General features: G+C 60.4%; 26 protein-coding genes. 20 read left to right on the top strand and 6 right to left on the bottom strand.

The genetic code is table 11. The features are described from left to right. Positions 1-219 precede the first annotated feature (219 nt). The 8 genes from AB9L16_RS24825 to AB9L16_RS24790 all read left to right on the top strand — a co-directional run bounded on the left by AB9L16_RS24825 (position 220) and on the right by AB9L16_RS24790 (position 7,497). Positions 220-1,578 carry an OprD family porin gene (locus tag AB9L16_RS24825; protein ID WP_095181290.1) on the top strand — a complete coding sequence of 453 codons (1,359 nt, stop codon included), beginning with the start codon at positions 220-222 and terminating at the stop codon, positions 1,576-1,578. Between the two features lie 293 nt (positions 1,579-1,871). Next, a complete protein-coding gene (locus AB9L16_RS24820) occupies positions 1,872-2,510 on the top strand; it encodes a peroxiredoxin (RefSeq protein ID WP_041476878.1) in 639 nt (212 codons plus the stop codon). Between the two features lie 315 nt (positions 2,511-2,825). Next, positions 2,826-3,419 (top strand): NADPH-dependent FMN reductase, encoded by a 594-nt coding sequence (gene ssuE / locus AB9L16_RS24815; protein WP_041476877.1) that lies wholly within the window; start codon positions 2,826-2,828, stop codon positions 3,417-3,419. 89 nt (positions 3,420-3,508) lie between these two features. Then, the gene (locus tag AB9L16_RS24810; RefSeq protein WP_252877079.1) at positions 3,509-4,483 is read left to right on the top strand and encodes a sulfonate ABC transporter substrate-binding protein; all 975 of its coding nucleotides are present in this window, start codon (positions 3,509-3,511) and stop codon (positions 4,481-4,483) included. A 25-nt stretch (positions 4,484-4,508) separates the two neighbouring features. Next, positions 4,509-5,657 (top strand): FMNH2-dependent alkanesulfonate monooxygenase, encoded by a 1,149-nt coding sequence (gene ssuD / locus AB9L16_RS24805; RefSeq protein ID WP_016772653.1) that lies wholly within the window; start codon positions 4,509-4,511, stop codon positions 5,655-5,657. A 9-nt stretch (positions 5,658-5,666) separates the two neighbouring features. Continuing rightward, positions 5,667-6,449, top strand: a complete 783-nt coding sequence (gene ssuC / locus AB9L16_RS24800) for an aliphatic sulfonate ABC transporter permease SsuC (protein WP_375122846.1) — start codon at positions 5,667-5,669, stop codon at positions 6,447-6,449. Then, positions 6,446-7,252: an aliphatic sulfonates ABC transporter ATP-binding protein gene (ssuB, locus tag AB9L16_RS24795; protein WP_056786228.1), complete on the top strand. Its 807-nt coding sequence runs from the start codon at positions 6,446-6,448 to the stop codon at positions 7,250-7,252. The genes ssuC and ssuB overlap by 4 nt, the downstream gene beginning before the upstream one ends. Before the next feature lie 29 nt (positions 7,253-7,281). Continuing rightward, a complete protein-coding gene (locus tag AB9L16_RS24790; protein WP_003229256.1) occupies positions 7,282-7,497 on the top strand; it encodes a molybdopterin-binding protein in 216 nt (71 codons plus the stop codon). Positions 7,498-7,658: 161 nt separating this feature from the next. Here the strand turns inward: AB9L16_RS24790 and AB9L16_RS24785 are convergent, their stop codons facing one another. Together AB9L16_RS24785 and AB9L16_RS24780 are read right to left on the bottom strand one after the other, a co-directional pair. Then, entirely contained in the window at positions 7,659-8,291 is a 633-nt protein-coding gene (locus AB9L16_RS24785) for a TetR/AcrR family transcriptional regulator (RefSeq protein ID WP_095181294.1), read from the bottom strand. Between the two features lie 284 nt (positions 8,292-8,575). Further along, positions 8,576-9,952 (bottom strand): glutamine synthetase family protein, encoded by a 1,377-nt coding sequence (locus AB9L16_RS24780; protein WP_016772657.1) that lies wholly within the window; start codon positions 9,950-9,952, stop codon positions 8,576-8,578. A 278-nt stretch (positions 9,953-10,230) separates the two neighbouring features. On the opposite strand from AB9L16_RS24780, the gene AB9L16_RS24775 reads away from it, so the two are divergent. From AB9L16_RS24775 to AB9L16_RS24740, 8 genes are all read left to right on the top strand, one after another. Further along, positions 10,231-10,587 (top strand): glutamine amidotransferase, encoded by a 357-nt coding sequence (locus tag AB9L16_RS24775; RefSeq protein WP_252877077.1) that lies wholly within the window; start codon positions 10,231-10,233, stop codon positions 10,585-10,587. Between the two features lie 93 nt (positions 10,588-10,680). Further along, positions 10,681-12,039, top strand: coding sequence for a glutamine synthetase family protein (locus AB9L16_RS24770; RefSeq protein WP_016772658.1), 1,359 nt, complete (start codon positions 10,681-10,683; stop codon positions 12,037-12,039). Positions 12,040-12,095: 56 nt separating this feature from the next. After that, positions 12,096-13,460, top strand: coding sequence for an aspartate aminotransferase family protein (locus AB9L16_RS24765; RefSeq protein ID WP_150637053.1), 1,365 nt, complete (start codon positions 12,096-12,098; stop codon positions 13,458-13,460). A gap of 171 nt (positions 13,461-13,631) precedes the next feature. Beyond that, complete coding sequence (locus tag AB9L16_RS24760) at positions 13,632-14,744, top strand: polyamine ABC transporter substrate-binding protein (RefSeq protein ID WP_039757472.1); 1,113 nt, start codon at positions 13,632-13,634, stop codon at positions 14,742-14,744. Positions 14,745-14,930: 186 nt separating this feature from the next. After that, the gene (locus AB9L16_RS24755; RefSeq protein ID WP_038860901.1) at positions 14,931-16,028 is read left to right on the top strand and encodes a polyamine ABC transporter substrate-binding protein; all 1,098 of its coding nucleotides are present in this window, start codon (positions 14,931-14,933) and stop codon (positions 16,026-16,028) included. A gap of 63 nt (positions 16,029-16,091) precedes the next feature. Next, positions 16,092-17,234: an ABC transporter ATP-binding protein gene (locus AB9L16_RS24750; RefSeq protein ID WP_016772662.1), complete on the top strand. Its 1,143-nt coding sequence runs from the start codon at positions 16,092-16,094 to the stop codon at positions 17,232-17,234. 35 nt (positions 17,235-17,269) lie between these two features. After that, entirely contained in the window at positions 17,270-18,151 is an 882-nt protein-coding gene (locus AB9L16_RS24745; RefSeq protein ID WP_177327003.1) for an ABC transporter permease subunit, read from the top strand. After that, on the top strand, positions 18,148-19,038 hold the full coding sequence (locus tag AB9L16_RS24740) for an ABC transporter permease subunit (protein ID WP_056786237.1): 891 nt from the start codon (positions 18,148-18,150) through the stop codon (positions 19,036-19,038). The genes AB9L16_RS24745 and AB9L16_RS24740 overlap by 4 nt, the downstream gene beginning before the upstream one ends. 200 nt (positions 19,039-19,238) lie before the next feature. Here the strand turns inward: AB9L16_RS24740 and AB9L16_RS24735 are convergent, their stop codons facing one another. After that, positions 19,239-21,650, bottom strand: coding sequence for a penicillin acylase family protein (locus AB9L16_RS24735; protein ID WP_375122844.1), 2,412 nt, complete (start codon positions 21,648-21,650; stop codon positions 19,239-19,241). Positions 21,651-21,752: 102 nt separating this feature from the next. Continuing rightward, positions 21,753-22,331, bottom strand: a complete 579-nt coding sequence (locus AB9L16_RS24730; protein WP_150637045.1) for a DUF6436 domain-containing protein — start codon at positions 22,329-22,331, stop codon at positions 21,753-21,755. A 99-nt stretch (positions 22,332-22,430) separates the two neighbouring features. Between AB9L16_RS24730 and AB9L16_RS24725 the strand changes: the two genes are divergently transcribed. Continuing rightward, the gene (locus AB9L16_RS24725) at positions 22,431-23,378 is read left to right on the top strand and encodes an alpha/beta hydrolase (RefSeq protein WP_150637043.1); all 948 of its coding nucleotides are present in this window, start codon (positions 22,431-22,433) and stop codon (positions 23,376-23,378) included. A gap of 132 nt (positions 23,379-23,510) precedes the next feature. Here AB9L16_RS24725 and AB9L16_RS24720 read toward each other — a convergent pair whose 3' ends face one another. Next, positions 23,511-24,242, bottom strand: a complete 732-nt coding sequence (locus tag AB9L16_RS24720; protein WP_024014712.1) for a DUF2059 domain-containing protein — start codon at positions 24,240-24,242, stop codon at positions 23,511-23,513. Between the two features lie 108 nt (positions 24,243-24,350). Here AB9L16_RS24720 and AB9L16_RS24715 point away from each other — a divergent pair, with 108 nt between their 5' ends. Next, positions 24,351-24,983 carry a 2OG-Fe(II) oxygenase gene (locus AB9L16_RS24715; protein ID WP_375122843.1) on the top strand — a complete coding sequence of 211 codons (633 nt, stop codon included), beginning with the start codon at positions 24,351-24,353 and terminating at the stop codon, positions 24,981-24,983. Between the two features lie 2 nt (positions 24,984-24,985). Further along, complete coding sequence (locus AB9L16_RS24710; RefSeq protein ID WP_236167736.1) at positions 24,986-25,471, top strand: DUF523 domain-containing protein; 486 nt, start codon at positions 24,986-24,988, stop codon at positions 25,469-25,471. A 224-nt stretch (positions 25,472-25,695) separates the two neighbouring features. Here AB9L16_RS24710 and AB9L16_RS24705 read toward each other — a convergent pair whose 3' ends face one another. Beyond that, positions 25,696-26,259, bottom strand: a complete 564-nt coding sequence (locus tag AB9L16_RS24705; protein WP_125925409.1) for a transporter substrate-binding domain-containing protein — start codon at positions 26,257-26,259, stop codon at positions 25,696-25,698. Between the two features lie 135 nt (positions 26,260-26,394). On the opposite strand from AB9L16_RS24705, the gene AB9L16_RS24700 reads away from it, so the two are divergent. After that, positions 26,395-26,820, top strand: a complete 426-nt coding sequence (locus tag AB9L16_RS24700) for a DUF4399 domain-containing protein (RefSeq protein WP_252882838.1) — start codon at positions 26,395-26,397, stop codon at positions 26,818-26,820. Positions 26,821-26,897 lie beyond the last annotated feature (77 nt).

Here is a 26,897-nt window from a genome sequence, read left to right as displayed (position 1 = left end):
CCTGAATGGCATGAAAAAGGACGAATAAATTCTTTTTGGGATTATCAGGAAGTCTTTACGCTGCAGGGACCAAATCACTCGCGATTAGACGATGGTCGTAGACATACAAGGTTACGATTGACTTGGCAGTCACGGTCTGGCGCTAATCGCGAATCTTAGGATTCAGGGCAAATCGACCCCGAACCAGGAACACAAGAATTAGAACGAGAGGAGCGATACATGAACAAGTCCACCTTGGCCCTGGCTGTGGCCGTTGGGGTTATGGCGCAGCAGGCAGGCGCCGCCGGTTTCATCGAAGACAGCAAGGCTACTCTGGGTCTGCGTAACTTCTATATCAACACTGACAACCGTAACGGCACTGCCGAACCAAGCCGCAACGAAGAGTGGGGCCAAGGCTTCGATCTGCGTTTCATTTCCGGTTACACCCAAGGCACTGTCGGCTTCGGTATCGATGCCATCGGCCTGTTGGGCGTACGTCTGGATTCGGGCGGCGGCACCAACGGTAACGTTGCCTCCAACGGCACCCCAGGCACTGCTTACGGCGGCACTGTTTTCCCAAGCGAATCCAACGGTCAGGCAGTTGATAACTTCTCCAGCCTGGGCCTGACAGCCAAAGCGAAGATCTCCCAGACCGAACTGAAGCTGGGTACTCTGCAGCCGAAGAACCCGGTCATCGTCACCAACGACGGTCGTTTGCTGCCGCAAACCTGGCAGGGTGGCCAGATCACTTCCGGCGAGATCAAGGACCTGACTCTGGTCGGTGGCCAGATCGAGCACGTGAAAGGTCGTAACTCCAGCAACAATGAACAGCTGTCGATCGGTGGTGCAAACGCACGCACCGCGAACAGCAACAAGTTCATCTACGCCGGTGGTGATTACAAAATCACCAAGGACCTGACTGCCCAGTACTACTACGGCAATCTGGAAAACTTCTACAAGCAGCATTTCCTGGGTCTGGTGCATAACTGGTCGATCGGTCCAGGTGTGTTGAAGTCCGACTTCCGTTACTTCAATAGCTCCGACGACGGCCGTAATGGCGATGAATCTGCCTATTTCAGCAACGGTGCCTACGGCAACAGTTCGCTGGGTAACGGCAAAGGCAAGGTCGACAACAATCTGTACAGCGGCCTGTTCCTGTACACCGTTGCCGGTCACACCTTTGGTGGCGGCTATCAGGTGAGCAACGGCAGCAGCGACTTCCCTTGGCTGAACCAGGGCGACGGTTCGTCGAACTACACCATCACCGACATGCAGATCCAGAAGTTCAACCGTGCCGGCGAGCGCACCTGGCAAGCACGTTACTCCTATGACTTCGCCAAGGTTGGCGTGCCTGGCCTGACCGCAGGCATGGTTTACCTGCGTGGCGACAATGTCGATACCTACGCGAGTCGTGTGCAAACCTCCAATGGCGCTTCCGAGTGGGAACGCGATCTGACCGTGGCGTACGTGGTTCCGGAAGGCCCGTTGAAGAACGTCGGCTTCATGTGGAAAAACGCTTCGTGGCGCACCGACATCGCTGGTCAACGCGACCAGGACGAAAACCGCCTGATCCTCAGCTACTCGATCCCGCTGCTGTAATAGCACTCGAGCAACTGAAGCAAAAAAAAGCCCCGTCCGGCATCGCGCCGGACGGGGCTTTTGCGTTTTCGAGTCAGGCTCACCCCCGTAAGCCCTTCTCGATTTCCCTCTTTGCTGCAACTCAAGGCCTTCTCGAACCTTGCGTTGGATGTTCGTCGCGATGCGGGTCGGTGTCCAATGAACAGATGTTTAATATTCATTAATGATCTAGATATCTAGTTATTTATTCTTTTTCACGCTGATCGATCCCGAGCTACAGTTGTTGTCTCCCATCCCTCATCAGGAGCAGCACCATGAGCCTCAGACTCGGCGACATCGCCCCCGATTTCGAACAGGACTCCAGCGCCGGCAAGATTCGTTTCCACGAATGGCTGGGCGATAGCTGGGGTGTGCTGTTTTCCCATCCGGCGGACTTCACTCCGGTGTGCACCACCGAGCTGGGTTTCACCGCCAAGCTCAAGGATGAATTCAGCCGACGCGGCGTCAAGGCCATCGCGCTGTCGGTCGACCCGGTGGACTCGCACCACAAGTGGATCGAGGACATCAACGAAACCCAGAACACTATCGTCAACTTCCCGATCCTGGCCGATGCCGATCGCAAGGTCTCCGATCTCTACGACCTGATCCACCCGAACGCCAATGACACGCTGACCGTACGTTCGCTGTTCGTCATCGATCCGAACAAGAAGATTCGCCTGACCATCACCTACCCGGCGAGCACCGGGCGTAATTTCCACGAGATTCTGCGGGTGATCGACTCGCTGCAACTCACCGACAACTACAAAGTCGCCACACCGGCTAACTGGCAGGACGGTGAAGAGGTGGTGATCGTGCCGTCGCTCAAGGATGAGGACGAGATCAAGCAGCGCTTCCCCAAAGGTTATCGCGCGGTGAAGCCGTACCTGCGCCTGACGCCGCAGCCGAACAAATAAGATTTGTGGTGCAGTCACCGCCGCTTTCGCGAGCAGGCTCGCTCCCACATTTGCAATGCATTCCCCTGTGGGAGCGAGCCTGCTCGCGAAGGCGTCAGTCCAGGCACTTGAGAATCCAGAATCACAACGCAGGGGAATTTCGGCCGTTTCGACGGCCTTTTTTTTCGCCTGGATTCTGCTTATCTTCATATTTCTTAAACGCATAACCAAATGAATAAATATGATTTATAGATATATAAATCAGCTGGTAAGGTCACTGCCATTCAAGCGAGATCGCAGCCTGCGAATCGCCTGTAACGCTTAAAGGAATCTGCAATGCTGGTCGTCTCACTCGGTGGCAGCCCCAGCCTGCGCTCCCGTTCCGGGGTGCTGCTGGAGCGTTCGCAACGCTGGTTGCAACAGCAAGGCGTGGAAGTGGTGAGTTATCAGGTGCGGGACTTTCCGGCCGAGGATCTGCTCCACGCGCGCTTCGACAGCCCGAAGGTCCTCGACCTGCTGCAACAGATCGCAAATGCCGATGGCCTGCTGATCGCCACGCCGGTTTACAAGGCCTCGTTTTCCGGTGCGCTGAAGACCCTGCTGGATCTGCTCCCCGAGCGTGCCTTGAACCACAAGATTGTCTTGCCGATGGCCACGGGCGGCAGCATCGCCCACATGCTGGTGGTCGATTACGCCCTCAAGCCTGTGCTGTCGGCACTCAAGGCCCAAGAGATGCTTCAGGGCATTTTCGCCGAGGACAGCCAGATCGCTTACGGCGAAGGCAGTGCCGCCGCGCAACTGGCGCCGGCCCTGGAGCAACGGTTACACGAGGCCCTGGACCAGTTCATCGGCGCCATGGCGCGCCGGCCGAAACCGCTGGAGCCAGGCCTGCTGAACGAACGTTTGTTGAGTGCTCGCTGGAGCATTTAAGCCTTATCGAAATTTGAAGTACTGGCCTTACTCGCCCGCCAACGGGCAAGCAGGTGCAGCCACAACCCAACAGCAAAAAGGAGAGCGCTATGCGCACTGTATTTTTGCGTCGTGGTCTGGTCGCTCTGTTTGCTGCGGCTGTCACCTTCGGCGCCATCACCCAAGCTCAAGCCGAGACATTGCGGATCGGTTATCAGAAGTACGGCACGCTGGTGCTGCTGAAAGCCAAAGGCACGCTCGAAAAACGTCTGGCGGCGCAAGGCGTCGACGTGCAATGGACGGAATTCCCTGGCGGCCCGCAGTTGCTCGAAGGCCTCAACGTCGGCTCGATCGATTTCGGCGTGACCGGCGAAACCCCGCCGGTTTTCGCACAGGCCGCTGGCGCGGATCTGCTCTACGTCGCCTATGAACCGCCAGCACCGAACAGCGAAGCGATCCTCGTGCCGAAAGACTCGCCGATCAAATCGGTGGCCGATCTCAAAGGCAAGAAAGTCGCCCTGAACAAAGGCTCCAACGTCCACTACCTGCTGGTGCGCGCGCTGGAAGACGCCGGCCTCAAGTACAGCGATATTCAGACCGTGTTCCTGCCGCCGGCCGATGCCCGCGCTGCGTTCGAACGTGGCAGCGTTGACGCCTGGGTCATCTGGGATCCGTATCAGGCCGCTGCCGAGAAACAACTGCAAGCGCTCACCCTGCGTGACGGCAAAGGCATCGTCGACAACCACCAGTTCTATCTGGCCACAAAACCTTACGCGCAGAAAAATCCCGAGGTGATCAAGACCCTCGTCGAAGAGGTGCGCGCGGTGGGTGAATGGTCGAAATCCAATCCCGAAGACGTGACGCAACAGGTCGCGCCACTGCTTGGCCTGCCGGCGGACATCACCCTGACCTCGGTGAAACGCCAGGGCTACGGCGCGCTGTTCCTGACCCCGGAAGTGGTCGCTGCGCAACAGAAAATCGCCGACACGTTCTTCCAGCTCAAGCTGATTCCCAAGCCGTTGAGCATCAAGGATGTGATCTGGACCCCGCCGGCCGCTGTGGCCCAAAGCTCCCAAGCCCAGTAATTCGAATCCACAAGGAGACCACTCCATGAGCCTCAACATCTTCTGGTTCCTGCCGACCCACGGCGACGGCCATTACCTTGGCACCGCCGAAGGCGCCCGCGCGGTTGATCACGGTTATTTGCAGCAAGTCGCGCAAGCGGCGGACCGTCTGGGTTTTGGCGGGGTGCTGATTCCGACCGGGCGTTCCTGCGAAGACTCGTGGCTGGTGGCAGCCTCGCTGATTCCGGTGACCCAGCGCCTGAAGTTTCTGGTCGCCCTGCGCCCCGGGATCATTTCCCCGACGGTCGCGGCGCGCCAGGCAGCGACGCTGGATCGTTTGTCCGGCGGGCGTGCGCTGTTCAATCTGGTCACCGGTGGCGATCCGGAGGAACTGGCTGGCGATGGTCTGTTCCTCAACCATGAGGAACGCTATCAGGCCTCGGTGGAATTCACCCGCATCTGGCGCCGTGTGCTGGAAGGCGAAACCGTCGATTACGACGGCGAGCACATCAGCGTCAAAGGCGCGAAGCTGCTGTATCCGCCGATCCAGCAACCGCGTCCGCCGCTGTATTTCGGTGGCTCTTCGGAAGCGGCGCAGGATCTGGCGGCCGAGCAGGTCGAGATGGTTCTGACCTGGGGCGAGCCGCCGGCCGCGGTGGCCGAGAAGATCGCACAAGTGCGCGCCAAAGCCGCCAAGCTCGGCCGCACCGTGCGCTTCGGCATTCGTCTGCATGTGATCGTCCGTGAAACCAATGCCGAAGCCTGGCAGGCAGCGGACCGGCTGATCTCGCATCTGGACGACGACACCATCCAACGTGCCCAGGCTTCGCTGGCGCGCTTCGATTCGGTCGGCCAGCAACGCATGGCCGCGCTGCACGGCGGCAGCCGCGACAACCTCGAAGTCAGCCCGAACCTCTGGGCTGGTGTCGGTCTGGTACGTGGCGGTGCCGGTACGGCGCTGGTCGGCGATGGCCCGACCGTGGCAGCGCGGGTCAAGGAATATGCGGATCTGGGCATCGACACCTTCATCTTCTCCGGTTATCCACACCTCGAAGAATCGTATCGGGTAGCCGAACTGCTGTTCCCGCATCTTGACGTTGAACGCCCGGAACTGCCGAAGAGCGCCGGTTATGTCAGCCCGTTCGGCGAGATGGTCGCCAACGACATCCTGCCCAAAGCCGCGTCGCAGAGCTGAGGCGCGGCCATGAACAAATTTATCCACAACCTCGCGCCCTGGGCGTTGCCGGTGTTGCTGCTGGCGGTGTGGCAGTTGTCGGTGTCGGCCGGTTGGTTGTCGACGCGGATTCTGCCGGCACCGGTGGCGGTGATCGAAGCCGGTGTCAGTCTGGTGCGCAGCGGCGAGATCTGGACACACCTGGCGATCAGCGGCTGGCGCGCAGCACTCGGTTTCACCATCGGCGGCAGCATCGGTCTGGTGCTGGGTTTCATCACCGGCCTGTCGAAGTGGGGCGAACGCCTGCTCGACAGCTCGGTGCAGATGATCCGCAACGTGCCGCACCTGGCGCTGATTCCGCTGGTGATCCTGTGGTTCGGCATTGACGAGTCAGCGAAGATTTTCCTCGTGGCGCTGGGCACTTTGTTCCCGATTTACCTCAATACTTACCACGGCATCCGCAACGTCGACCCGGCGTTGGTGGAGATGGCGCGCAGTTATGGTCTGAGCGGTTTCAGCCTGTTCTGGCAGGTGATTCTGCCGGGTGCGTTGCCGTCGATTCTGGTCGGCGTGCGCTTCGCCCTGGGCTTCATGTGGCTGACGTTGATCGTCGCTGAAACGATCTCGGCCAGCTCCGGTATCGGCTATCTGGCGATGAACGCCCGCGAGTTCTTGCAGACCGACGTGGTGGTGCTGGCGATCCTGCTTTACGCGGTGCTCGGCAAACTCGCCGACCTCGCCGCGCGGGGACTTGAGCGCGTGTGGCTACGCTGGCATCCGGCCTATCAGGTTGCCAAGGGAGGTGCGGCATGACTGCTCAACAACCTCCACGCCTGCTGCGCGGGATACCGCTGGCGGTGCGCAACCTGCAGAAAACCTTCGGCTCACGCCAAGTGTTGCGCGACATCGATCTGCACATTCCGGCGGGGCAGTTTGTCGCCGTGGTCGGGCGCAGCGGTTGTGGCAAGAGCACGTTTTTGCGCCTGCTCGCCGGCCTCGATCAACCGACTGGCGGCGAGCTGCTGGCCGGTTCCGCGCCGCTCAGCCAGGCGCGCGACGATACGCGGCTGATGTTCCAGGAAGCGCGGCTGCTGCCGTGGAAAAAGATCATCGACAACGTCGGTCTCGGCCTCAAGGGCAACTGGCGCCAGCAAGCGCTGGATGCACTGGAAGCAGTGGGCCTGGCAGATCGCGCCAATGAGTGGCCGGCAGCATTGTCCGGTGGCCAGAAGCAGCGCGTGGCGTTGGCCCGGGCGCTGATTCACCAGCCGCGTCTGCTGCTGCTCGACGAACCGCTCGGCGCACTGGATGCCCTGACCCGCATCGAGATGCAGCAACTGATCGAACGGCTCTGGCAGCAACACGGTTTTACCGTGCTGCTGGTGACCCATGACGTCAGTGAAGCGGTGGCGATCGCCGATCGGGTGATCCTGATCGAGGACGGCGAAGTCGGTCTCGACCTGCACGTCGAACTGCCGCGCCCCAGGGTGCGTGGCTCGCATCGCCTCGCCGCACTGGAAGCCGAAGTGCTCAACCGTGTTCTGTCCCAGCCCGGCGAACCGCCGGCGCCGGAACCCGTTTCACCCCTGCCTACGCAACTGCGCTGGGCGCAATAACACCTTTATCAACGACAGGAATCAATGCCATGACTATCAAAGCCATCAACGTGCGCAACCAGTTCAAAGGCTCGATCAAGGAAATCGTCCTCGGCGACGTGCTGTCGGAAATCGACGTGCAGACCGCTTCGGGCATCGTCACTTCGGTGATCACTACCCGCTCTGTGAAAGAGCTGGAGCTGGTGGTCGGCAGTGAGGTGATCGCCTTTGTGAAGTCCACCGAGGTGTCCATCGCCAAGTTGTGAGCCGGTGAGCAAAAAACAACCCCGGTGGGTGTGAGCCCTGCGGGGTTTTTTGTGCCTGTCGCGGATTCGGCGGCGCGGCTTTCGCGAGCAGGCTCGCTCCCACAGGGGAACGCATTTCAAATGTGGGAGCGAGCCTGCTCGCGAAAGGGCCGGTGCATGCGCTAGAGATTTCTTTTGGGTAGATACGGCGGAAGGTACAACCCGATATAGGCATCAAACACGCGCATCCCTTCCTCGGCCATGCGCGGGGTGATCTGCCCGTGCTGCTGCACCGAACGTGCATAGACCCGGTCGCCCAGTTCCATCGCCAGGGCAAACACATCGACATCGTCCGGCAGCCTCGGCAACTCGAAATGCTGGTCGAACAGCTTGTGCATCAGGTCGCCCAGTTCGAGGTCGTGCTGGCGGTCGGCCTGTGTCACTTCGGTCAGGCCATGTTGCGCCAGAATCAATTGCCGTGCGGCGGCATCCTGATCGTAGATCTCGAGCATGCGCTGTTCGACCAGTCGCGACAGATCTCGCCAGTCGCGCAAAGCATCATGATCGATCGGTGCTTGCAGGCAAGCGCGGAAGGCTGCGTGGACATCGGCGGTCAGCGCTTCGAGCAGCGCCGGGACGCTGGCGAAAAAGTGATACACGGAGGAGGGCGGAATCTGCGCGCGCTCGGCCACGCTGTAAATCGACAGACTGGCCACGCCCTCCGCCGCCAGCAACGTGCGCGCGGCATCGAGGATCGAATCGATCCGCGCCTGACTGCGGGCACGGGGTTTGCGGACGGTGGCGGGACGCGTCATGGAAGTCTCCTGCGGGGCAGCGGGCATTGTACGAGGCGGCTTGTGCGTTGTCTGCCAGTACCCTGTGGCGAGGGGATTTAGCGAAACGTCGCACCGCCCCGTTCGGCTGCGCAGCAGTCGTAAACCCTGAGAGCCGGGTATTCCTGACACACCGAGTGGGATGGATTTGGAGCTGCTTCGCAACCCAACGGGGATAAATCCCCTCGCCACAGGTTTTGTGTTCGGCCATAAAAAAACGCCGCTGGCTGAATCAGCCAACGGCGTTTTTTGAAGCTGCAAACCGTTTAAACGGTATGCAGATACCAGTTGTACTCAAGGTCGGAGATGGAGTGTTCGAACTCCTCCAGCTCGCTTTCCTTGCAGGCGACGAAGATATCGATGTACTTCGGATCGATGTACTTGGCCATCACCTCGCTGTCGTCCAGCTCGCGCAGGGCATCGCGCAAGTTGTTCGGCAGGCTCTGTTCGTTCTGCTCGTAGCTGTTGCCTTCGACAGGCGCGCCCGGTTCGATCTTGTTGACCAGGCCGTGGTGCACGCCGGCCAGTACCGAAGCCATCAGCAGGTACGGGTTGGCGTCGGCGCCGGCCACGCGGTGCTCGATACGTACGGCATCGGCAGAACCGGTTGGTACGCGAATCGCCACGGTGCGGTTGTCCAGGCCCCAGCACGGCGAGTTCGGTACGTAGAACTGCGCGCCGAAGCGACGGTAGGAGTTGACGTTCGGGCAGAGGAAAGCCATTTGCGCCGGCAGGGTCTCGAGCACACCGCCGATCGCGTGACGCAGCGCGGCGTTCTGCTCGGGATCCTCGCTGGCAAAAATGTTTTTGCCGGCTTTGTCCAGAATCGAAATATGTACGTGCAGACCATTGCCCGCCTGGCCCGGATACGGCTTGGCCATGAAGGTGGTGTCCATTTCATGGTCGTAGGCGATGTTCTTGATCAGACGCTTGAGCAGGACCGCGTAGTCGCAGGCCTTGATCGGGTCGGCGACGTGGTGCAGGTTCACTTCGAACTGCGCCGGGGCACTTTCCTTGACGATCGCGTCGGCCGGGATGCCTTGCTCTTTGGCACCTTCCAGAATGTCCTGGAGGCAGTCGACGTATTCGTCGAGGTCGTCGATCAGGTAGACCTGAGTCGAGTGCGGGCGTTTGCCGGAGATCGGCGAGCGTGGCGGCTGTGGACGGCCGTTCACGTTTTCCTGGTCGATCAGGTAGAACTCGAGTTCGAAGGCGGCGCAGATGGTCAGGCCGAGCTCGTCGAACTTGGTCACCACCTGGCGCAGCACTTCGCGGGGATCGGCGAAGAACGGATCGCCTTCGAGTTCGTGCATGGTCATCAACAGCTGCGCGGTCGGGCGCTTCTGCCATGGCTCGTTGCACAGGGTATCGGGGATCGGATAGCAGATACGATCGGCGTCGCCGATGTCCAGGCCCAGACCGGTGCTTTCCACCGTGGAGCCGTTGATATCCAGAGCAAATAGAGAGGCCGGCAGGTTGATGCCTTTCTCGTAAACCTTGTGGAGGCTGGTGCGTTCGATGCGCTTGCCGCGCACCACACCATTCATATCCGCAATCAGAAGGTCAACGTACAGAACCTCAGGATGTTCCTTAAGGAACGCGTTCGCTTCGTTAAGCTGAACGGCACGCGGGGGTACCGACATGATGCAACACCTTTGTTGTTAAAAATATCAATCATTGATCTTTTCTGGTTTCAGTCAACCCGAACGGCCTGCCGAAGTCAAGCGAGGCCTTTTTTGCCCCGAAAAAGCGCTTGAAGGGCATTTATGGGGCACTTTGGGGCATTTTTTCCAACCTTGAACGTTGGTCTGCTGCGGGCTTGAGCAGGCCGTGTTGTATTTTTTACGGGGGTGTTGTGTAAAAAAATGAACAAGGCTAAGCTCCGGTCAAACCCATAACAGCAATAATACCGGGGTGCTTCATGTCTCGCCTGCCGTTAATCGGCATCACCGACTGCTCGCAACAGTCCGGTCTGCATGCTCATCACATCAGTGGCGATCAATCCGTCCGTAGCGCAGCCAGCAAGGCGCGCAGCCTGTTGACGAGACTCTCGTCAAAATCCGGCAAAACGGCAGCGTCCGATATTCTGGACGTCGGGCACAGCATCCGCTTTATGGCGTCTCCTTCCACTATAGAACTCTTTCCCGCTCAAAGCCCGTGCCGCACTTGGCGCCGTGCTTTTGATTCTGCACGTTTGCAAAGTGCACGGGAAATGCAACGCCAGCGTCAAGGGCAGGTAAGCTCCTCTTTCATTGTCTATGCGCGGTGCCAGGCGTAAGCCGGCACTGCGCGAGCAAGCCCCCTTTAACGCGACGCCGCAAGCGTCAAAATTGCCTGACATCGCGTCAGGAGACTCAGCCCAGAGGCATTTATGAGTAACAACCTCGACCAGCTCACCGATTGGTTGAAAGACCGCAAGATCACAGAAGTCGAATGCATGATCGGCGACTTGACCGGCATTACCCGGGGCAAGATTTCGCCGACCAACAAGTTCATCGCCGAGAAAGGCATGCGTCTGCCGGAGAGCGTGCTGCTGCAGACCGTGACCGGCGATTACGTCGAAGACGACATCTATTACGAACTGCTCGACCCGGCCGACATCGACATGATCTGCCGCCCCGACCAGAACGCCGTGTACCTGGTGCCGTGGGCCATCGAGCCGACCGCGCAGGTGATCCACGACACCTACGACAAGCAAGGCAACCCGATCGAGCTGTCGCCGCGCAACGTCCTCAAGAAAGTCTTGAAGCTGTATGCCGACAAGGGCTGGCAGCCGATCGTGGCGCCGGAAATGGAGTTCTACCTGACCAAGCGCAGCGACGACCCCGACTATCCGTTGCAGCCGCCGATCGGCCGCTCGGGCCGTCCGGAAATCGGCCGGCAGTCGTTCTCCATTGAAGCGGCCAACGAATTCGACCCGCTGTTCGAAGACGTCTACGACTGGTGCGAATTACAGGAGCTGGACCTCGACACGCTGATCCACGAAGACGGCACCGCGCAGATGGAAATCAACTTCCGTCACGGTGACGCCCTGTCGCTGGCCGATCAGATTCTGGTGTTCAAGCGCACCATGCGCGAGGCCGCGCTCAAGCACGATGTCGCTGCGACATTCATGGCCAAGCCGATGACCGGCGAGCCGGGCAGCGCCATGCACCTGCACCAGAGCATCATCGACATTCAGACCGGCAAGAACGTTTTCTCCAACGAAGACGGGACCATGAGCCAGTTGTTCCTGCACCACATCGGTGGCTTGCAGAAGCTGATCCCCGAGCTGTTGCCGCTGTTCGCGCCGAACGTCAACTCGTTCCGCCGCTTCCTTCCGGACACTTCGGCACCGGTAAACGTCGAGTGGGGCGAAGAGAACCGCACCGTCGGCCTACGCGTACCGGATGCCGGCCCGCAGAACCGGCGCGTGGAAAACCGTCTGCCGGGCGCCGACGCCAACCCGTACCTGGCGATCGCCGCGAGCCTGCTCTGCGGTTACATCGGCATGGTCGAGGGCCTGAACCCGAGCGCGCCAGTGGTTGGCCGTGGTTACGAGCGCCGCAACCTGCGCCTGCCGCTGACCATTGAAGACGCGCTGGAGCGTATGGAAAACAGCGCGACCATCGAGAAGTATCTCGGCAAGACCTTCATCACCGGCTACGTCGCGGTCAAGCGCGCCGAGCATGAAAACTTCAAGCGCGTGATCAGTTCCTGGGAGCGTGAGTACCTGCTCTTCGCCGTCTGATACGCCGGGCGCGGCGGCCAGCCGTCGCGCCTTCACCGATAACAAGGAGAATTGGCATGACCAGCAACAACCCGCAAACCCGTGAGTGGCAAGCGCTGAGCAGCGATCACCACCTGGCCCCGTTCAGCGACTTCAAGCAACTGAAAGAGAAGGGCCCGCGGATCATCACCAACGCCAAGGGCGTTTATCTGTGGGACAGCGAAGGCAACAAGATCCTCGACGGCATGGCTGGCCTCTGGTGCGTGGCGATCGGTTACGGTCGCGATGAACTGGCCGATGCCGCCGCCAAACAGATGCGCGAGCTGCCGTACTACAACCTGTTCTTCCAGACCGCACACCCGCCGGCACTGGAACTGGCCAAGGCGATTGCCGACGTGGCGCCAGAAGGCATGAACCACGTGTTCTTCACCGGCTCCGGCTCTGAAGGCAACGACACCATGTTGCGCATGGTCCGTCACTACTGGGCGATCAAAGGCCAGCCGAACAAGAAAGTCATCATCAGCCGCAAGAACGGTTATCACGGTTCGACCGTGGCCGGCGCGAGCCTCGGCGGCATGACTTATATGCACGAGCAGGGCGACCTGCCGATTCCGGGCATCGTCCACATCGCCCAGCCGTATTGGTTCGCCGAGGGTGGTGACATGTCGCCGGAAGAGTTCGGCATCTGGGCGGCCAATCAGCTCGAAGAGAAGATTCTCGAAGTCGGCGTCGACAACGTCGGTGCCTTTATTGCCGAGCCGATCCAGGGTGCCGGCGGCGTGATCATTCCGCCCGACACCTACTGGCCGCGCATCAAGGAAATCCTCGCCAAGTACGACATCCTTTTCGTTGCCGATGAAGTGATCTGCGGTTTTGGCCGTACCGGTGAGTGGTTCGGTAGCGATTTCTACGACCTCAAGCCGCACATGATGACCATCGCCAAAGGCCTGACCTCCGGCTACATCCCGATGGGCGGATTGATCGTGCGTGACTCGGTGGTGGCCGTGCTCAACGAAGGCGGCGATTTCAACCACGGCTTCACTTACTCCGGGCACCCGGTGGCAGCCGCGGTGGGCCTGGAAAACATCCGCATCCTGCGCGACGAAAAAATTATCGAGAACGCCCACAACGAAACGGCACCGTATTTGCAGAAACGTCTGCGCGAGCTGAACGATCACCCGTTGGTGGGTGAAGTTCGCGGCGTCGGTCTGCTGGGGGCGATCGAGCTGGTGCAGGACAAGGCCACGCGCAAGCGTTACGAAGGCAAGGGCGTGGGCATGATCTGCCGGCAGTTCTGCTTCGACAATGGCCTGATCATGCGCGCGGTGGGCGACACCATGATCATCGCGCCGCCGCTGGTGATCAGCAAAGCCGAAATCGATGAGCTGGTTACAAAAGCACGCAAGTGTCTGGACCTGACCCTCAATGCGCTGCAGGCCTAGGTGCTAGGCTTTGGGCGGGGGAGCTGCGGCGCACTCGCTCAAAGCTGTCAGAAAGGCTGGTCTTTTGTTGAAAGACCGCCTCGGATCTTGCCAGACTAGCCGCGGTTCCAGTTGTCCGGGTTCGGCCGCTGAACAAAGTGGTTCAAAAAAGAAAAATTTGGAGCATGACGCATGAAGGCATTAGGTAAAAAGCTAGCTGGCAAGACTCTGCTCGCGCTGTCCATGGCGGGCATGATGGCGGGTGCGGTGCACGCGGACGACAAGGTGCTGCACGTCTACAACTGGTCCGACTATATCGCGCCGGACACCGTGGCCAACTTCGAAAAAGCCACCGGGATCAAAGTCGTCTACGACGTCTTCGACAGTAACGAAACCCTGGAAGCCAAGCTGCTGGCCGGCAAGTCCGGTTACGACATCGTGGTGCCTTCCAACAACTTCCTCGCCAAGCAGATCAAGGCCGGCGTTTACCAGGAGCTGGACAAGTCCAAGCTGCCTAACTGGAAAAACCTCGACGAAGACCTGCTCAAGGCCGTTGGCGACGCCAGCGACCAGGGCAACAAACACGCCTTCCCGTACATGTGGGGCTCGATCGGCATCGGCTACAACCCGGCCAAGGTCAAGGCTGCGCTGGGTATCGACAAGATCGATTCGTGGGACGTGGTGTTCAAGCCGGAAAACATCGAGAAACTCAAAAGCTGCGGCGTGAGCTTCCTCGATGCCCCGACCGAAATGATTCCGGCGGCATTGCACTATCTGGGCAAGCCGACCAACAGCAAGGACAAGGCTGATCTGAAAGCTGCCGAAGACCTGTTCCTGAAGATCCGTCCTTCGGTCGCCTACTTCCACTCTTCCAAGTACATCTCGGACCTGGCCAACGGCAACATCTGCGTCGCCGTCGGTTACTCGGGTGACCTGGAGCAATCCAAGACCCGCGCTCAGGAAGCCGGTGACAAGGTCAAGCTGGCCTACACCATTCCGAAAGAAGGCGCCGGTACTTTCTACGACATGGTCGCCATTCCCAAGGATGCCGAAAACGTCGAAGCCGCCTACAAGTTCATGAACTACCTGCTGGAGCCGCAAGTGATGGCCGGCATCACCAACGCCGTGCGTTTCCCGAACGGCAACAAGGCGGCAACGCCTCTGGTGGACAAGGACATCACCAGCGACCCGAGCATCTATCCTTCGGCTGAAGTGAAGAAGCAACTCTATGCGATCAGCGATCTGGACGCCGCCACGCTGCGTCTGATCACCCGCAGCTGGACCAAGATCAAATCGGGCAAATAAGCCGGTTTGTCGCCACAACCACTGGCCGTCGTCGTCGCGACGGCGGCCAGCGGATAATTAAATGACAGAAAGTTTTGCTGGATCGGTTTTTCGAGGGTAAGTTGCGCGCCGGTTTTGTTGTCGGGCAGCCATGGCTGTCATGCAGCGCGGGGCAACTTGGGCCCAATCAATTTAGAGGACCTCCACTTGCCTGTATTTTCTTCTTTGCGCAAAGCCCTGCTGGCCGCTGCCGGCCTGACAATCGCTGTCGGAGCCCAGGCCGCCGGTACGGTGCATATTTATAACTGGTCCGATTACATCGGCGAATCGACCCTGGCCGACTTCGAGAAAGAGACCGGGATCAAACCGGTCTACGACGTTTTCGACTCCAACGAAACCCTGGAAGGCAAGCTGCTCGCCGGGCGCACCGGTTATGACGTGGTCGTGCCGTCGAACCACTTCCTTGGCAAGCAGATCAAGGCGGGCGCGTTCCAGAAGCTCGACAAGGCGCAGTTGCCGAATTATTCCAACCTCGACCCGGTGCTGCTCAAGCGCCTGGAGCAGAACGATCCCGGCAACCTCTACGCCGTACCGTATCTGTGGGGCACCAACGGCATCGGCTACAACGTCGACAAGGTCAAAGCTGTGCTGGGTATCGACAAGATCGATTCCTGGGCCGTGCTGTTCGAGCCGGAAAACATCAAGAAGCTGCACAGCTGCGGTGTCGCGTTCCTCGATTCGGCTGACGAAATGATGCCGACCATGCTCAATTACCTGGGCCTGAACGCCAACAGCACCAACACCAAGGACTACGAAAAGGCCACCGCCAAGTTGCTCGCGGTGCGTCCATACGTGACCTATTTCCATTCCTCGAAGTACATCGGCGATCTGGCCAACGGCGACATCTGCGTGGCCATCGGTTTCTCCGGCGATATCTTCCAGGCGAAGAACCGTGCCGAGGAAGCCAAGAAGGGCGTCAACATCGCCTATTCGATTCCGAAAGAGGGCGGCGCGCTGTGGTTCGACATGCTGGCGATCCCCAAGGATTCGTCCAACGTCAAAGAGGCCCACGCCTTCATCAATTATTTGCTGAAACCTGAGGTGATCGCCCAGGTCAGTGATTACGTCGGTTACGCCAACCCCAATCCGGGTTCGGACAAGCTGATGGAACAATCCATTCGCACCGATGAAGCGGTTTACCCACCGCAAGCAGTCCTCGACAAGACCTACGTGTCGACCGAGTTGCCAGCCAATATTCAGCGTTTGATGACCCGTAGCTGGACCAAGGTCAAGTCGGGCAAATAACGCACAAACTATCCAGGGTTCGTCTTGCGGGGCGAACTGCTGCTTCTGTTGGGAGTTTCGTAAATGGCAGTTGCCTCCGGCGCCTACAAGAAAGCCCTCGAGGGCGACCAGACACCAAAACAGGTGCTGGTCAAAATCGACCGGGTCACGAAGAAGTTCGACGAGACGATTGCCGTGGACGACGTGTCCCTGGAAATCAAGAAGGGCGAAATTTTTGCTCTGCTCGGCGGTTCGGGATCGGGCAAATCCACCTTGCTACGGATGCTGGCAGGCTTCGAACGGCCCACGGAAGGGCGGATTTTCCTCGACGGCGTCGACATCACCGACATGCCGCCGTACGACCGTCCGATCAACATGATGTTCCAGTCCTACGCTTTGTTCCCGCACATGACCGTGGCGCAGAACATTGCCTTCGGCTTGCAGCAGGACAAGATCCCCAAGGCCGAGATCGACGCCCGCGTGGCCGAGATGCTCAAGCTGGTGCAGATGAGCCAGTACGCCAAGCGCAAGCCGCATCAACTGTCCGGCGGCCAGCGTCAACGCGTGGCCCTGGCCCGTTCGCTGGCCAAGCGGCCGAAGCTGTTGCTGCTCGACGAACCGATGGGCGCACTGGACAAAAAGCTGCGTTCGCAGATGCAGCTGGAACTGGTGGAAATCATCGAGCGCGTCGGCGTGACCTGCGTGATGGTGACCCACGACCAGGAAGAGGCCATGACCATGGCCGAGCGCATCGCGATCATGCACCTGGGCTGGATTGCGCAGATTGGTAGCCCGATTGACATCTACGAAACCCCGACCAGCCGTCTGGTCTGCGAATTCATCGGCAACGTCAACATCTTCGAAGGCGAAGTGATCGACGACGCCGAAGGCCACGCGACCATCACCTGCAAGGACCTCGACCGGCAGATCTACGTCGGCCACGGCATCAGTACCTCGGTGCAGGACAAGTCGGTCACCTACGCGATTCGCCCGGAAAAACTGCTGGTCACCGCCGACATGCCGACCTGCGAGTACAACTGGTCGAGCGGCAAGGTCCACGACATCGCTTATCTGGGCGGGCACTCGGTGTTCTACGTCGAATTGCCGAGCGGCAAACTGGTGCAGTCGTTCGTCGCCAACGCCGAACGTCGCGGCGCGCGTCCGACCTGGGGCGATCAGGTCTACGTGTGGTGGGAAGACGATAGCGGCGTGGTACTTCGCTCATGAACATGCGCAAATTCAAACGCCGTATAAACCGAATCATCCCCAATGGCCGGCAGCTGGTCATCGGGGTGCCGTTCATCTGGCTGTTCCTGTTCTTCATGCTGCCGTTCTTCATCGTTCTGAAGATCAGCTTCGCCGAAGCCGACGTGGCGATCCCGCCGTACACCGAGATCTACACCTACGCCGAGCAGAAGCTGCAACTGCTGCTGAACCTGGGCAACTACGCGTTGCTTGGCGACGACGAACTGTACATCGCCGCCTATCTCGGCTCGCTGAAAATGGCCTTTATCAGCACCGTGCTCTGCCTGCTGATCGGTTACCCGATGGCCTACGCCATCGCCAGCGCGCGCAAGGAGCTGCAAACGGTACTGGTGCTGCTGATCATGATGCCGACCTGGACGGCGATCCTGATCCGCGTGTACGCGTGGATGGGCATCCTCAGCAACAACGGCCTGCTCAACGGCTTCCTGATGAGCATGGGCCTGATCGACGAGCCGCTGCAGATCCTCAACACCAACCTGGCGGTGTACATCGGGATTGTCTATTCGTACCTGCCGTTCATGATCCTGCCGCTGTACGCCAACCTGGTGAAGCACGATCAGAGTCTGCTGGAAGCCGCGTCGGATCTGGGTTCGAGCACCTTCAACAGCTTCTGGAAAATCACCATTCCGCTGTCCAAGAACGGCATCATTGCCGGCTGCATGCTGGTGTTCATTCCCGTGGTCGGCGAGTTCGTGATCCCGGAACTGCTCGGCGGCCCGGAAACCCTGATGATCGGTAAGGTGCTGTGGCAAGAATTCTTCAACAACCGCGACTGGCCGGTGGCGTCCGCCCTGGCGGTGGTGATGCTGGCGATCCTGATTGTGCCGATCATTCTGTTCAACCGCAGTCAGGCCAAGGAAATGGAGGGTAAAGAATGAAGCGCTTCCGTTTCTCCAGCCTGATGCTGGTACTGGGTCTGATCTTCATCTATCTGCCGATGCTGATTCTGGTGATCTACTCGTTCAACGCCTCGAAACTGGTGACGGTATGGGGCGGCTGGTCGATCAAGTGGTACGTCGGCCTGCTCGACAACTCGCAACTGATGGGCTCGGTGCTGCGCTCGCTGGAAATCGCCTGCTACACCGCGGTTGCTGCGGTGGCGCTGGGTACCCTGGCAGCGTTCGTGCTGACGCGCATCACCCGCTTCAAGGGCCGCACGCTGTTTGGCGGCCTGGTGACTGCACCACTGGTGATGCCGGAAGTGATCACCGGTCTGTCGCTGTTGCTGCTGTTCGTGGCCATGGCCCAAATGATCGGCTGGCCGCAGGAGCGCGGCATCGTCACCATCTGGATCGCCCACACCACGTTCTGCGCCGCGTATGTGGCGGTGGTGGTGTCAGCGCGCTTGCGTGAGCTGGACCTGTCGATCGAAGAGGCGGCGATGGACTTGGGCGCGCGGCCGTGGAAGGTGTTCTTCCTGATCACCATCCCGATGATCGCGCCGTCGCTGGCGGCGGGCGGCATGATGTCGTTCGCGCTGTCGCTGGATGACCTGGTGCTGGCGAGCTTCGTGTCCGGCCCGGGTTCGACGACCCTGCCGATGGAAGTGTTCTCGGCGGTGCGCCTGGGCGTGAAGCCGGAAATCAACGCCGTGGCCAGTCTGATTCTGCTGGCGGTGTCGCTGGTGACCTTCCTCGTCTGGTTCTTCAGCCGCCGCGCCGAAGAAGCACGCAAGAAAGCCATCCAGCAAGCCATCGAAGAAAGCGCCGCCGATTCGTGGAAACAACCGGACGCACGCCGCGCGCCAGCGCCGGAAGCGGCCTAAGCAATATCAGGTTGGCCTCAACCCTGCGGCCAACCTGGTTGTAAATGTGGGAGCGAGCCTGCTCGCGAAGACGGAGTGTCAGTCGACTCAGATGTCGGCTGACACAGCGCTTTCGCGAGCAGGCTCGCTCCCACATTTGGAATGCAATCTCCTGTGGGAGCGAGCTTGCTCGCGAAAGGGCCGGTGCAGATTGCATCAATCTATTGCGCAGCCCGCGCAGGCAGCAGCTTCAACGTACTGCGCGTATTCGCCAGCACCTCTTCCTCGCTGAAATGCGCCTGCACATAAATCCCCTCCACATACGCCTCGGCCTGGTCGTCATAGTGGCGGTCCAGCGGCACGCCACTCTGGCCGACCGGATTGATCGTCAGGCTATGGACCGGATCGGCGAAGTCCACCAGGCGTCGGGTCGACGGTCCATAGGTCACCGGCCATGGCGCCGGGCCGATCTTCGCCGAGAGGTTGTTTGGCACTTCGTGGCTGCCCGGCGCCGCGAACGGGCCGACGTTGAACAGGCGATCCAGCGGCTTCTGCTGCCCCAGCGGATGGCCGTGAGTCAGGGTGTGCGCCGCGCCCCACTGCCAACCGGCCACGTTATCGCCGAGGGTCAGTTTCAGATGCGCCATGCTTGCCGCCCACGCCGTGCGCACGACATCGGCGCGGGTTTCTTTGGCCGGCGTGCTGCGATTGTCCCACCACGGTGAGTCCGCCTTGGCCGCCAGGCGTGGCAGCGCTGAGTCGATTACCCGCGTCGACAGCAGTGTTTCGAAGAAGTCATTGCCCAACTCATCGCGCATCGCCGCATCGGCAAGGTCGTAGAGGAATTGGTTGAACAGCGTCGCGCTGACGGAATTCAGCGGATAGTCGCCGGGCCATTGCGCCAATTGCTCGACCAGTTTCAGCTGCGCCGGATCACTCACCACCTCACGCAAAACCGGCAACAGCGGCGCCAACAGACGCGGGCCGTAACCGGTCGTCGTGCCCAGCTGCAGTTGCTGGTTGGCCTCGTTGCTCCACTTCACCCGGTTGTCGCTGAGCTGACGGTCAAGCTGCTGACCACGATCGGCAAGGTTGTAGTAACCGGGGATCTCCATGCCGGTCGGCGACACGGGCTGGAAGTTGGCCGAGACGATATAGCCGCGCGCCGGGTTCTCTTCCTGCGGGTTGGCGCTGAACGGGTAGTAGCCGTCCTTGTCCGCTTCGGGCGTGCTGCCGTCGAGGATGAAGCCCGGTTGCACCCCGGCCGGACGTTTGGGCAGCAAGGCCGAGGCCCACCAGGCGATATCGCCTTTGGCGTTGGCGTACACCAGATTCAGGCCCGGCGCCTGCACCTTGGCCGCTGCCGCGCGGGCCTTGGCCAAGGTGTCGGCGCGGTTGAGCTGGTAGAAGCCGTCGAGGATCGGGTTAGGTGTTTCGAGGAAGGCCCACCACATCGCGATCGGGGTCTTGCCGGCGGCGCTGCCAAGAGCATCGTTGACGATTGGCCCGTGCGGGGAGTGGCGCAAGGTGAGCGTCACCGGCGCCTGACCCTTTACCTTGATCTGTTGTTCGCTGACGAGCATCTCGGTCCACTGACCGCGATACCAGACTTGATTGGGGTTGTCCGGGTTGACCTTCTCGGCGATCAGGTCGAGATCGTCGTTCTGGAACATGGTCAGGCTCCAGCCGAAATCGAGGTTGTGTCCCAGAAACGCGAACGGCACCAGTGCCTGATGATGGCCGTACAACTCGAAACCCGGCGCCGACAACTGCGCCTCGTACCATACCGACGGCACCGAGAAACGGATATGCGGATCGCCGGCCAGCAATGGCTTGCCACTCTGACTGCGGCTGCCGGCAATCACCCAGGCGTTGCTGCCCTCGAACTGCGGCAGGCCGTTGTCGAGCAGCGCCTGTTCGCTGAGGCGGGCGAGGGCGGTGAGGTCCTGCCAGTCGCCGGCGGCGAGGGCCGGTGCGTGCCGGGTGTGATCGGTGGCCAGAACGCCTTTGGCCTGCCAGTCGAGATCGAAGACATTGAGGTAATCGGCGCCGAGCTGATCGCGCACGTAGGTCAGCAGCGGCTCGGTGCGAAACGCAGCAGCAAAGCTGTAGGCCATGTAGCCGGCGACGCTGATGCTGTCTTCGGCAGTGAACGGCCGCTTGGGGATGCCCAGCACGTCGAACTCGATCGGCGCGGCGTGGGCGTCCTGATATTGGTTGATGCCATCCAGATAGGCTTGCAGGCCCTTCCATGCCGGCGACTGCTTGTCGAGGCTGGCGACGTAACTGGCCGCGCGCTCGCGAATGCGCAGGCTGCGAAACAGTTTGTCGGTGTCGAGCAGTTTCGGCCCTAGCACTTCGGCCAGCTCGCCCCGGGCGAGGCGGCGCATGGCTTCCATCTGGAACAGACGATCCTGCGCGTGCACATAACCGAGGGCGCGATAGAGGTCGGTTTCGTTCTCGGCGCGGATATGCGGCACACCGCGCTCGTCATAGCGCACGGTCACCGAGCCTTGCAGGTTGCGCAGCTCGACCTGGCCCTGGCGCGTCGGCTGCTTGCTGTAGATATACCCGCCGGCGGCGCCGAGCAGGACAACGATGAGCAAGGCAACGACGATCAACGCACGCTTCATGGTGACTCCTTGTGCAGGCGGGAGGGCCGCCCATCGGGCTGCAAACATTTATCACAGAGCATCTGTGCGCTGCAGCGCTGTCCTTGAAAAGTCCGGAATGCCTTACTTCGCGTCCGCCGGCCATGGGCAATAACAACCCACCGCCAAGGTGTGGGTAGCATTGACCGGGCGATCTTCCGTCAGGGCATGCAGGATCGGTTCGATAAAGCTGTTGCTGGAGTTGCAGGTCAAGCCTTCGCTGTACGGGCCGAAGTAGGCGAGTTTGCCGCTGCGATCCCAGATCGCCACGGCAGGGCTGGCGGGGATCTGTTCGGCGCCGGGCAGGACGACGATGGTTTTCAGGCTGGCGAGGGTGGCGGGCAACTGGCCGTGGCTGCCGGGCTTTTGCACGGCGAAGAACTCCACGCCACGCGCGCCGAACTGTTCGACCATCTCGCTCAGGTGCTGTTGATTGCCGACATTGCACGGACAGGCCGGGTCCCAGAAGTGCACGAGGCGGATATTTCCCGGCCCGGCGAGGTTGTCCGGCAGGCGCAGCGGGTCACCGGAAAATACCGCCGTATGTTCGCTGAACGCGCGCAGATAGCGGCCCTGAAACCAGTCATATGCCGCCCACAGCACCCCGGCGCAGATCAGCGCGAGCAGGCTGGCGAACAGTGCGGTGCGGTAGGGCGAACGCATGATTTCGGAATCTGAAAAGGTTGGCTAGCTTGCCATGCTTGCTCCGACAGATGAATATCGCAGGCCGATAAAGTCCGTTTACCGCTTTGGAATGTCCGCATGCCTGATACTTTCGACCCCGATCATTTACGCGCGAGCCTCAAGCCATTGGCCGAGTGGCAGCCGTTATCGGATGAGGCGAAGGATTATCAGCGCTTCTACAAGACCGACTTCGCCGAGCGCGATGTCTGGCGCGGCATGGGTCGTTTCGAAGTCGATGGCTACGAGCTGGTCAGCCATTGCTGGTGGCCGGAGAAGGTCAAGGCGACGCTGTTTCTGCTCCACGGTTATTACGACCACATCGGCCTGTACCGGCATGTGATCGAGTGGGCGCTGGATCAGGATTTCGCCGTGATCGCCTGCGACTTGCCGGGCCATGGTCTGTCGAGCGGGCCACGGGCAAGCATTCGTGATTTCGCTGAATACCAGGACGTGTTGCAGGCGCTGTTCGCTGAAGCGAACTCGATCGCGCTGCCGCAGCCTTGGCATTTGTGCGGGCAAAGCACCGGTGGCGCGATTGTCGTCGATCATCTGCTCAATCATGGCGAGAACAGCCCGGCGCAGGGGCAGGTGATTCTGCTGGCGCCGTTGGTGCGACCAAGGGCGTGGGGCTGGTCGCAGCTGAGTTATTACCTGCTGCGGCCGTTTGTACGCGGTGTGGCGCGACGCTTCAGCGAGAACTCCAACGATCCGGATTTTCTGCCGTTTCTGCTGGCCGATCCGTTGCAGCCAAGACGTCTGCCGACGAAATGGGTGGGCGCGCTGTCGCGCTGGATCATCCGCGTCGAGCACGCGAAAAAAAGTCCGCGACGGCCGCTGATCATTCAGGGGCAGGCGGACATGACTGTCGACTGGCAGCACAATCTGCAGGTGTTGAAATGGAAGTTCGACCGGCCGCAGATTCTGCTGTTGGCCGAGGCACGGCATCACCTGGCCAATGAAACGGCGGAGATGCGTGAGGAGTATTTCGAATTCTTGAGCAAGCGGATCAGGGGCAGGAATCTGTAGCGGCTGTGCGGGTCTCTTCGCGAGCAGGCTCGCTCCCACAGGGAATTCGGGATGCTCACACATTTTGTGTCCACTGATGATCCAATGTGGGAGCGAGCCTGCTCGCGAATGCGATCTTTCAGGCAACGAAGATTATTGGCCGACCGCCAACCCCGCCCGAATCGCCGCCAGTGCCGCCTGGTAGTAAGCCTTGCCCTCGGTCGACTCGGCAAACGTCGCAAACTCTTCCAGCTCTTCATCCGACAAATCGCGATAGACGTAGAGCAACGTGTTGTTCAGATCGGCGCCGATCTGATCCATCAGCCGCTGGCGCTGACCATTCAGCATGCCCTGTGCCTGTCCACCGCCAAGCAATCCCGGAATCATCGAACTCAAGCTGTCCGCTGCCACGCCGGCAATCGCCAGGCTGACCTCGGCGCCAGCCTCACGGGCCGGCAGGGCCTGGGCGAGATGGCCGATGATCAGCAAGCGACTGTCGCTGGCCTGCATCTTCGGCAGGCCCTGGGCATTTTTTGCCAGTTGATCGCGACGGGTTGCGAGCAATTCGGCGGCGACGATTTTCTTGCCCAGTGGTGACTGGAAGAAGGTCAGCGCCGGTTTCGGGTCGGCGAGTTTCTGCCGCAGTTGCGCTTCGGCACGCTGATCCATGGCCTGCGCGGCGAAGCGCTGATTGCTGTTGTTAACCAGCGCCTGAAATACCGCAGGCGGCAGGCTGTTCTGATAGCGCTGCTGGGCGGCGCTCAGGGCATCGTTGAAATGCGCGCGTTGTTCTGGCCAGCCGGCGACCTTGTACAACTGATCGTGGCCGTCCGCCCAGGCGGGCAATACGCAGAACATCAACAGTGAAAAAAGCAAACGGCGCATAGGGACTCCTGTCAGCAGCGGACTATTGTCCGTGCGGTGCCGGTACTTGTCGAGAATTCGTAGCAAGGCGCTGCGTGGCTCTGTCGGATTTGTTGCCGTCGGCATACTATGCGCGCCATGCCGATATCCTCTGAACACCCGCTGCTGTTACGCATTGTCGACGACCTGGCCGAACACGGCTGGTCGCAGCAGAACATCTTCCTGCCCGCCGATCTGACCCGGGCGCTGGCGGCCGAGTGCCGTAAACGTGAAGCCGAGGGTGAGCTGGCGCCGGCGGCGGTCGGACGCGGGCCGTTTTCGGAGATTCGCGAGGGTATTCGCGGCGATCACATCCAGTGGATCGACCCGGGTCAGGCCGACGCCACTGACCGCTACCTGAGCCTGATGGACAGTCTGCGCGAGGCGCTCAATCGTGGCTTGTTTCTGGGGCTTGAAGATTTCGAATGCCATTTCGCCCTGTACGCGCCCGGCGCGTTCTACCTCAAGCACCTCGACCGCTTTCGCGATGATGACCGGCGCATGGTCTCGGCCGTCATCTACCTCAACGAGGCCTGGTTGCCGGAGGACGGTGGCCAGTTGCGCATGTACCTGGGCGAGGAACGTGTGCACGACGTGCAGCCGACCGGCGGCTGCCTGGTGGTGTTTCTCTCCGGCGAAGTGCCCCACGAAGTGTTGCCGGCCCATCGCGAGCGCCTGTCGCTGACTGGCTGGTTCCGTCGCCGTGGCAACGAGCCGTTCTGAACATGGAAAAGATCCTGGTCAGTCGCTGCCTGCTGGGCCATCGCGTGCGCTATGACGGTGGCGCGAGCGGGCCGTTTGATCTGCTCGAGCAGTGGATCGAAGAAGGGCGGGTAGTGCCGTTGTGTCCGGAGGTGGCCGGTGGATTGCCGACGCCGCGGGCGGCGGCGGAGATTCCCGGCGGGCAGGGCGGTGAGGTGCTGGATGGCATTGCCGCAGTCATCACTACTGAGGGCGAGGATGTCAGCGCGCAATTTCTCGAGGGGGCGCGGCAAGCGCTGGAACTGGTGCAAAAGCACGGCATTCGGGTGGCGGTGCTCAAGGCCAACAGCCCCTCTTGCGGGAATCTGTTGACGTATGACGGCACGTTCAGTGGGGTCAAAGTCAGTGGCGAAGGGGTGACGGCGGCGTTGCTCAAGCGTCATGGGGTTCGGGTTTTCAGTGAACTTGAGCTGGTTGAGGCGGCGGTGACTCTGGCGGCTTTGGACTGATCCGCCATCGTTGCCCTCACCCCAGCCCTCTCCCGGGGGGAGAGGGGGCCGACCGAGGTGTCTGGCGCTGTCCATCGACCTGAAAGACCTTGGCGACCAGAGATTCGACAAAGCCATGATCAGTCGATTTCGGATTCGTTATAGCAATCCCAAGTCGGCGTACCTCTAAAGCATCCCCGGATCAGTTCCCTCTCCCTCCGGGAGAGGGTTAGGGTGAGGGGCTCTTACGGTTTCAACCACTTCTCGGACAGCGCCGCCAACCGCCCATCCGCCTTGATCCGTTCCAGCGCGCTCTTGAGGCTGGCCTGAAATGCCGGATTACCCTTCTGAAACGGGATCGCCAACTCGACCGGCGCTGCCGCTTTCGGCTTCGCTTCGGTCAACGCCTGCACCAGCACCATCGGTCGCGGCGTCTCGTCCTTCTTTGCCAGCAACTGCCCGTCGACCTCGCCGTACGGCTCGCTGAAGTCGAAACGATCCTTGAGTTCGGGTGTCAGTGCTATGTGGTTGAGCGCGACATCGTATTTGCCGCTTTCAACGCCCTGGAGCAGGTCGCCCTCGTCGGTGACGATGAAGTCGGCGCGTACATCCAGCTCCTGGGCCAGAAGTTGCCCAAGCTCGACCTCGAACCCCGTGAGGGTGTCGCCTTCCTTGTAATTGAAGGGCGGTGTATTAGCCTCAAGGGCTATGCGCAGCTCGCCACGGTCGTTGACGTCATCAATCAGTTCGGCGTGAGCCAGCGGGCTCAGAAGGGGTAGCAGGCAGATCAGGCCAGGCAGCAAGCGCATGGTCACTCCTTTGAAATCATTATCGCGACGCTCTGATTCAGGCTCGCTTTGCTATGGTTGTCGAGTGCCTTCGACAACGAATGGTCATGAAGTTGTCATGACCGTGCGGATTTTACGGAAAAACTGGAGAAGAAAATGAAAAGCTTTATGTCTCGTGCAGCGTTGGCCGGTGTGCTGATGGGTGTTTCGGTGCTGGCCAGTGCGGCGACGCCAGCGCCGAAGGATGCTGAAGTGTTCATCGTTTCTCCCGAGGACGGCGCCACCGTCTCGCAGGAATTCAAGGTCAAGTTCGGCGTCAAGAACGTCGCGCTGGCCCCGGCGGGTGACACCACCAAGAACACCGGCCACCATCACCTGCTGATCGACGTCGACGACCTGCCGGCCGAAGGCGCGCCGATTCCGACTGACGCTCACCACATGCATTTCGGCAAGGCGCAGACCGAAGCCACGATCAAACTGGCCCCGGGCAAGCACACCTTGCAACTGATCCTCGGCGACAGCGGCCACATGCCGTTCGACCCATCGATCGTTTCGGAAAAAATCACGGTCAACGTGAAATAAAAAAAGGGAGCCTTTCGGGGCTCCCTTTTTTATTCAGCTTCAAGTGGCTAGCTGCAAGCGGCAAGTAAAGGCAAAGC

Origin of the sequence: Pseudomonas sp. LW8, assembly GCF_041956865.1 — a bacterium.
GTDB classification, from domain to species: domain Bacteria; phylum Pseudomonadota; class Gammaproteobacteria; order Pseudomonadales; family Pseudomonadaceae; genus Aquipseudomonas; species Aquipseudomonas siliginis.
This window is presented reverse-complemented; position numbering and strand designations above follow the sequence as displayed.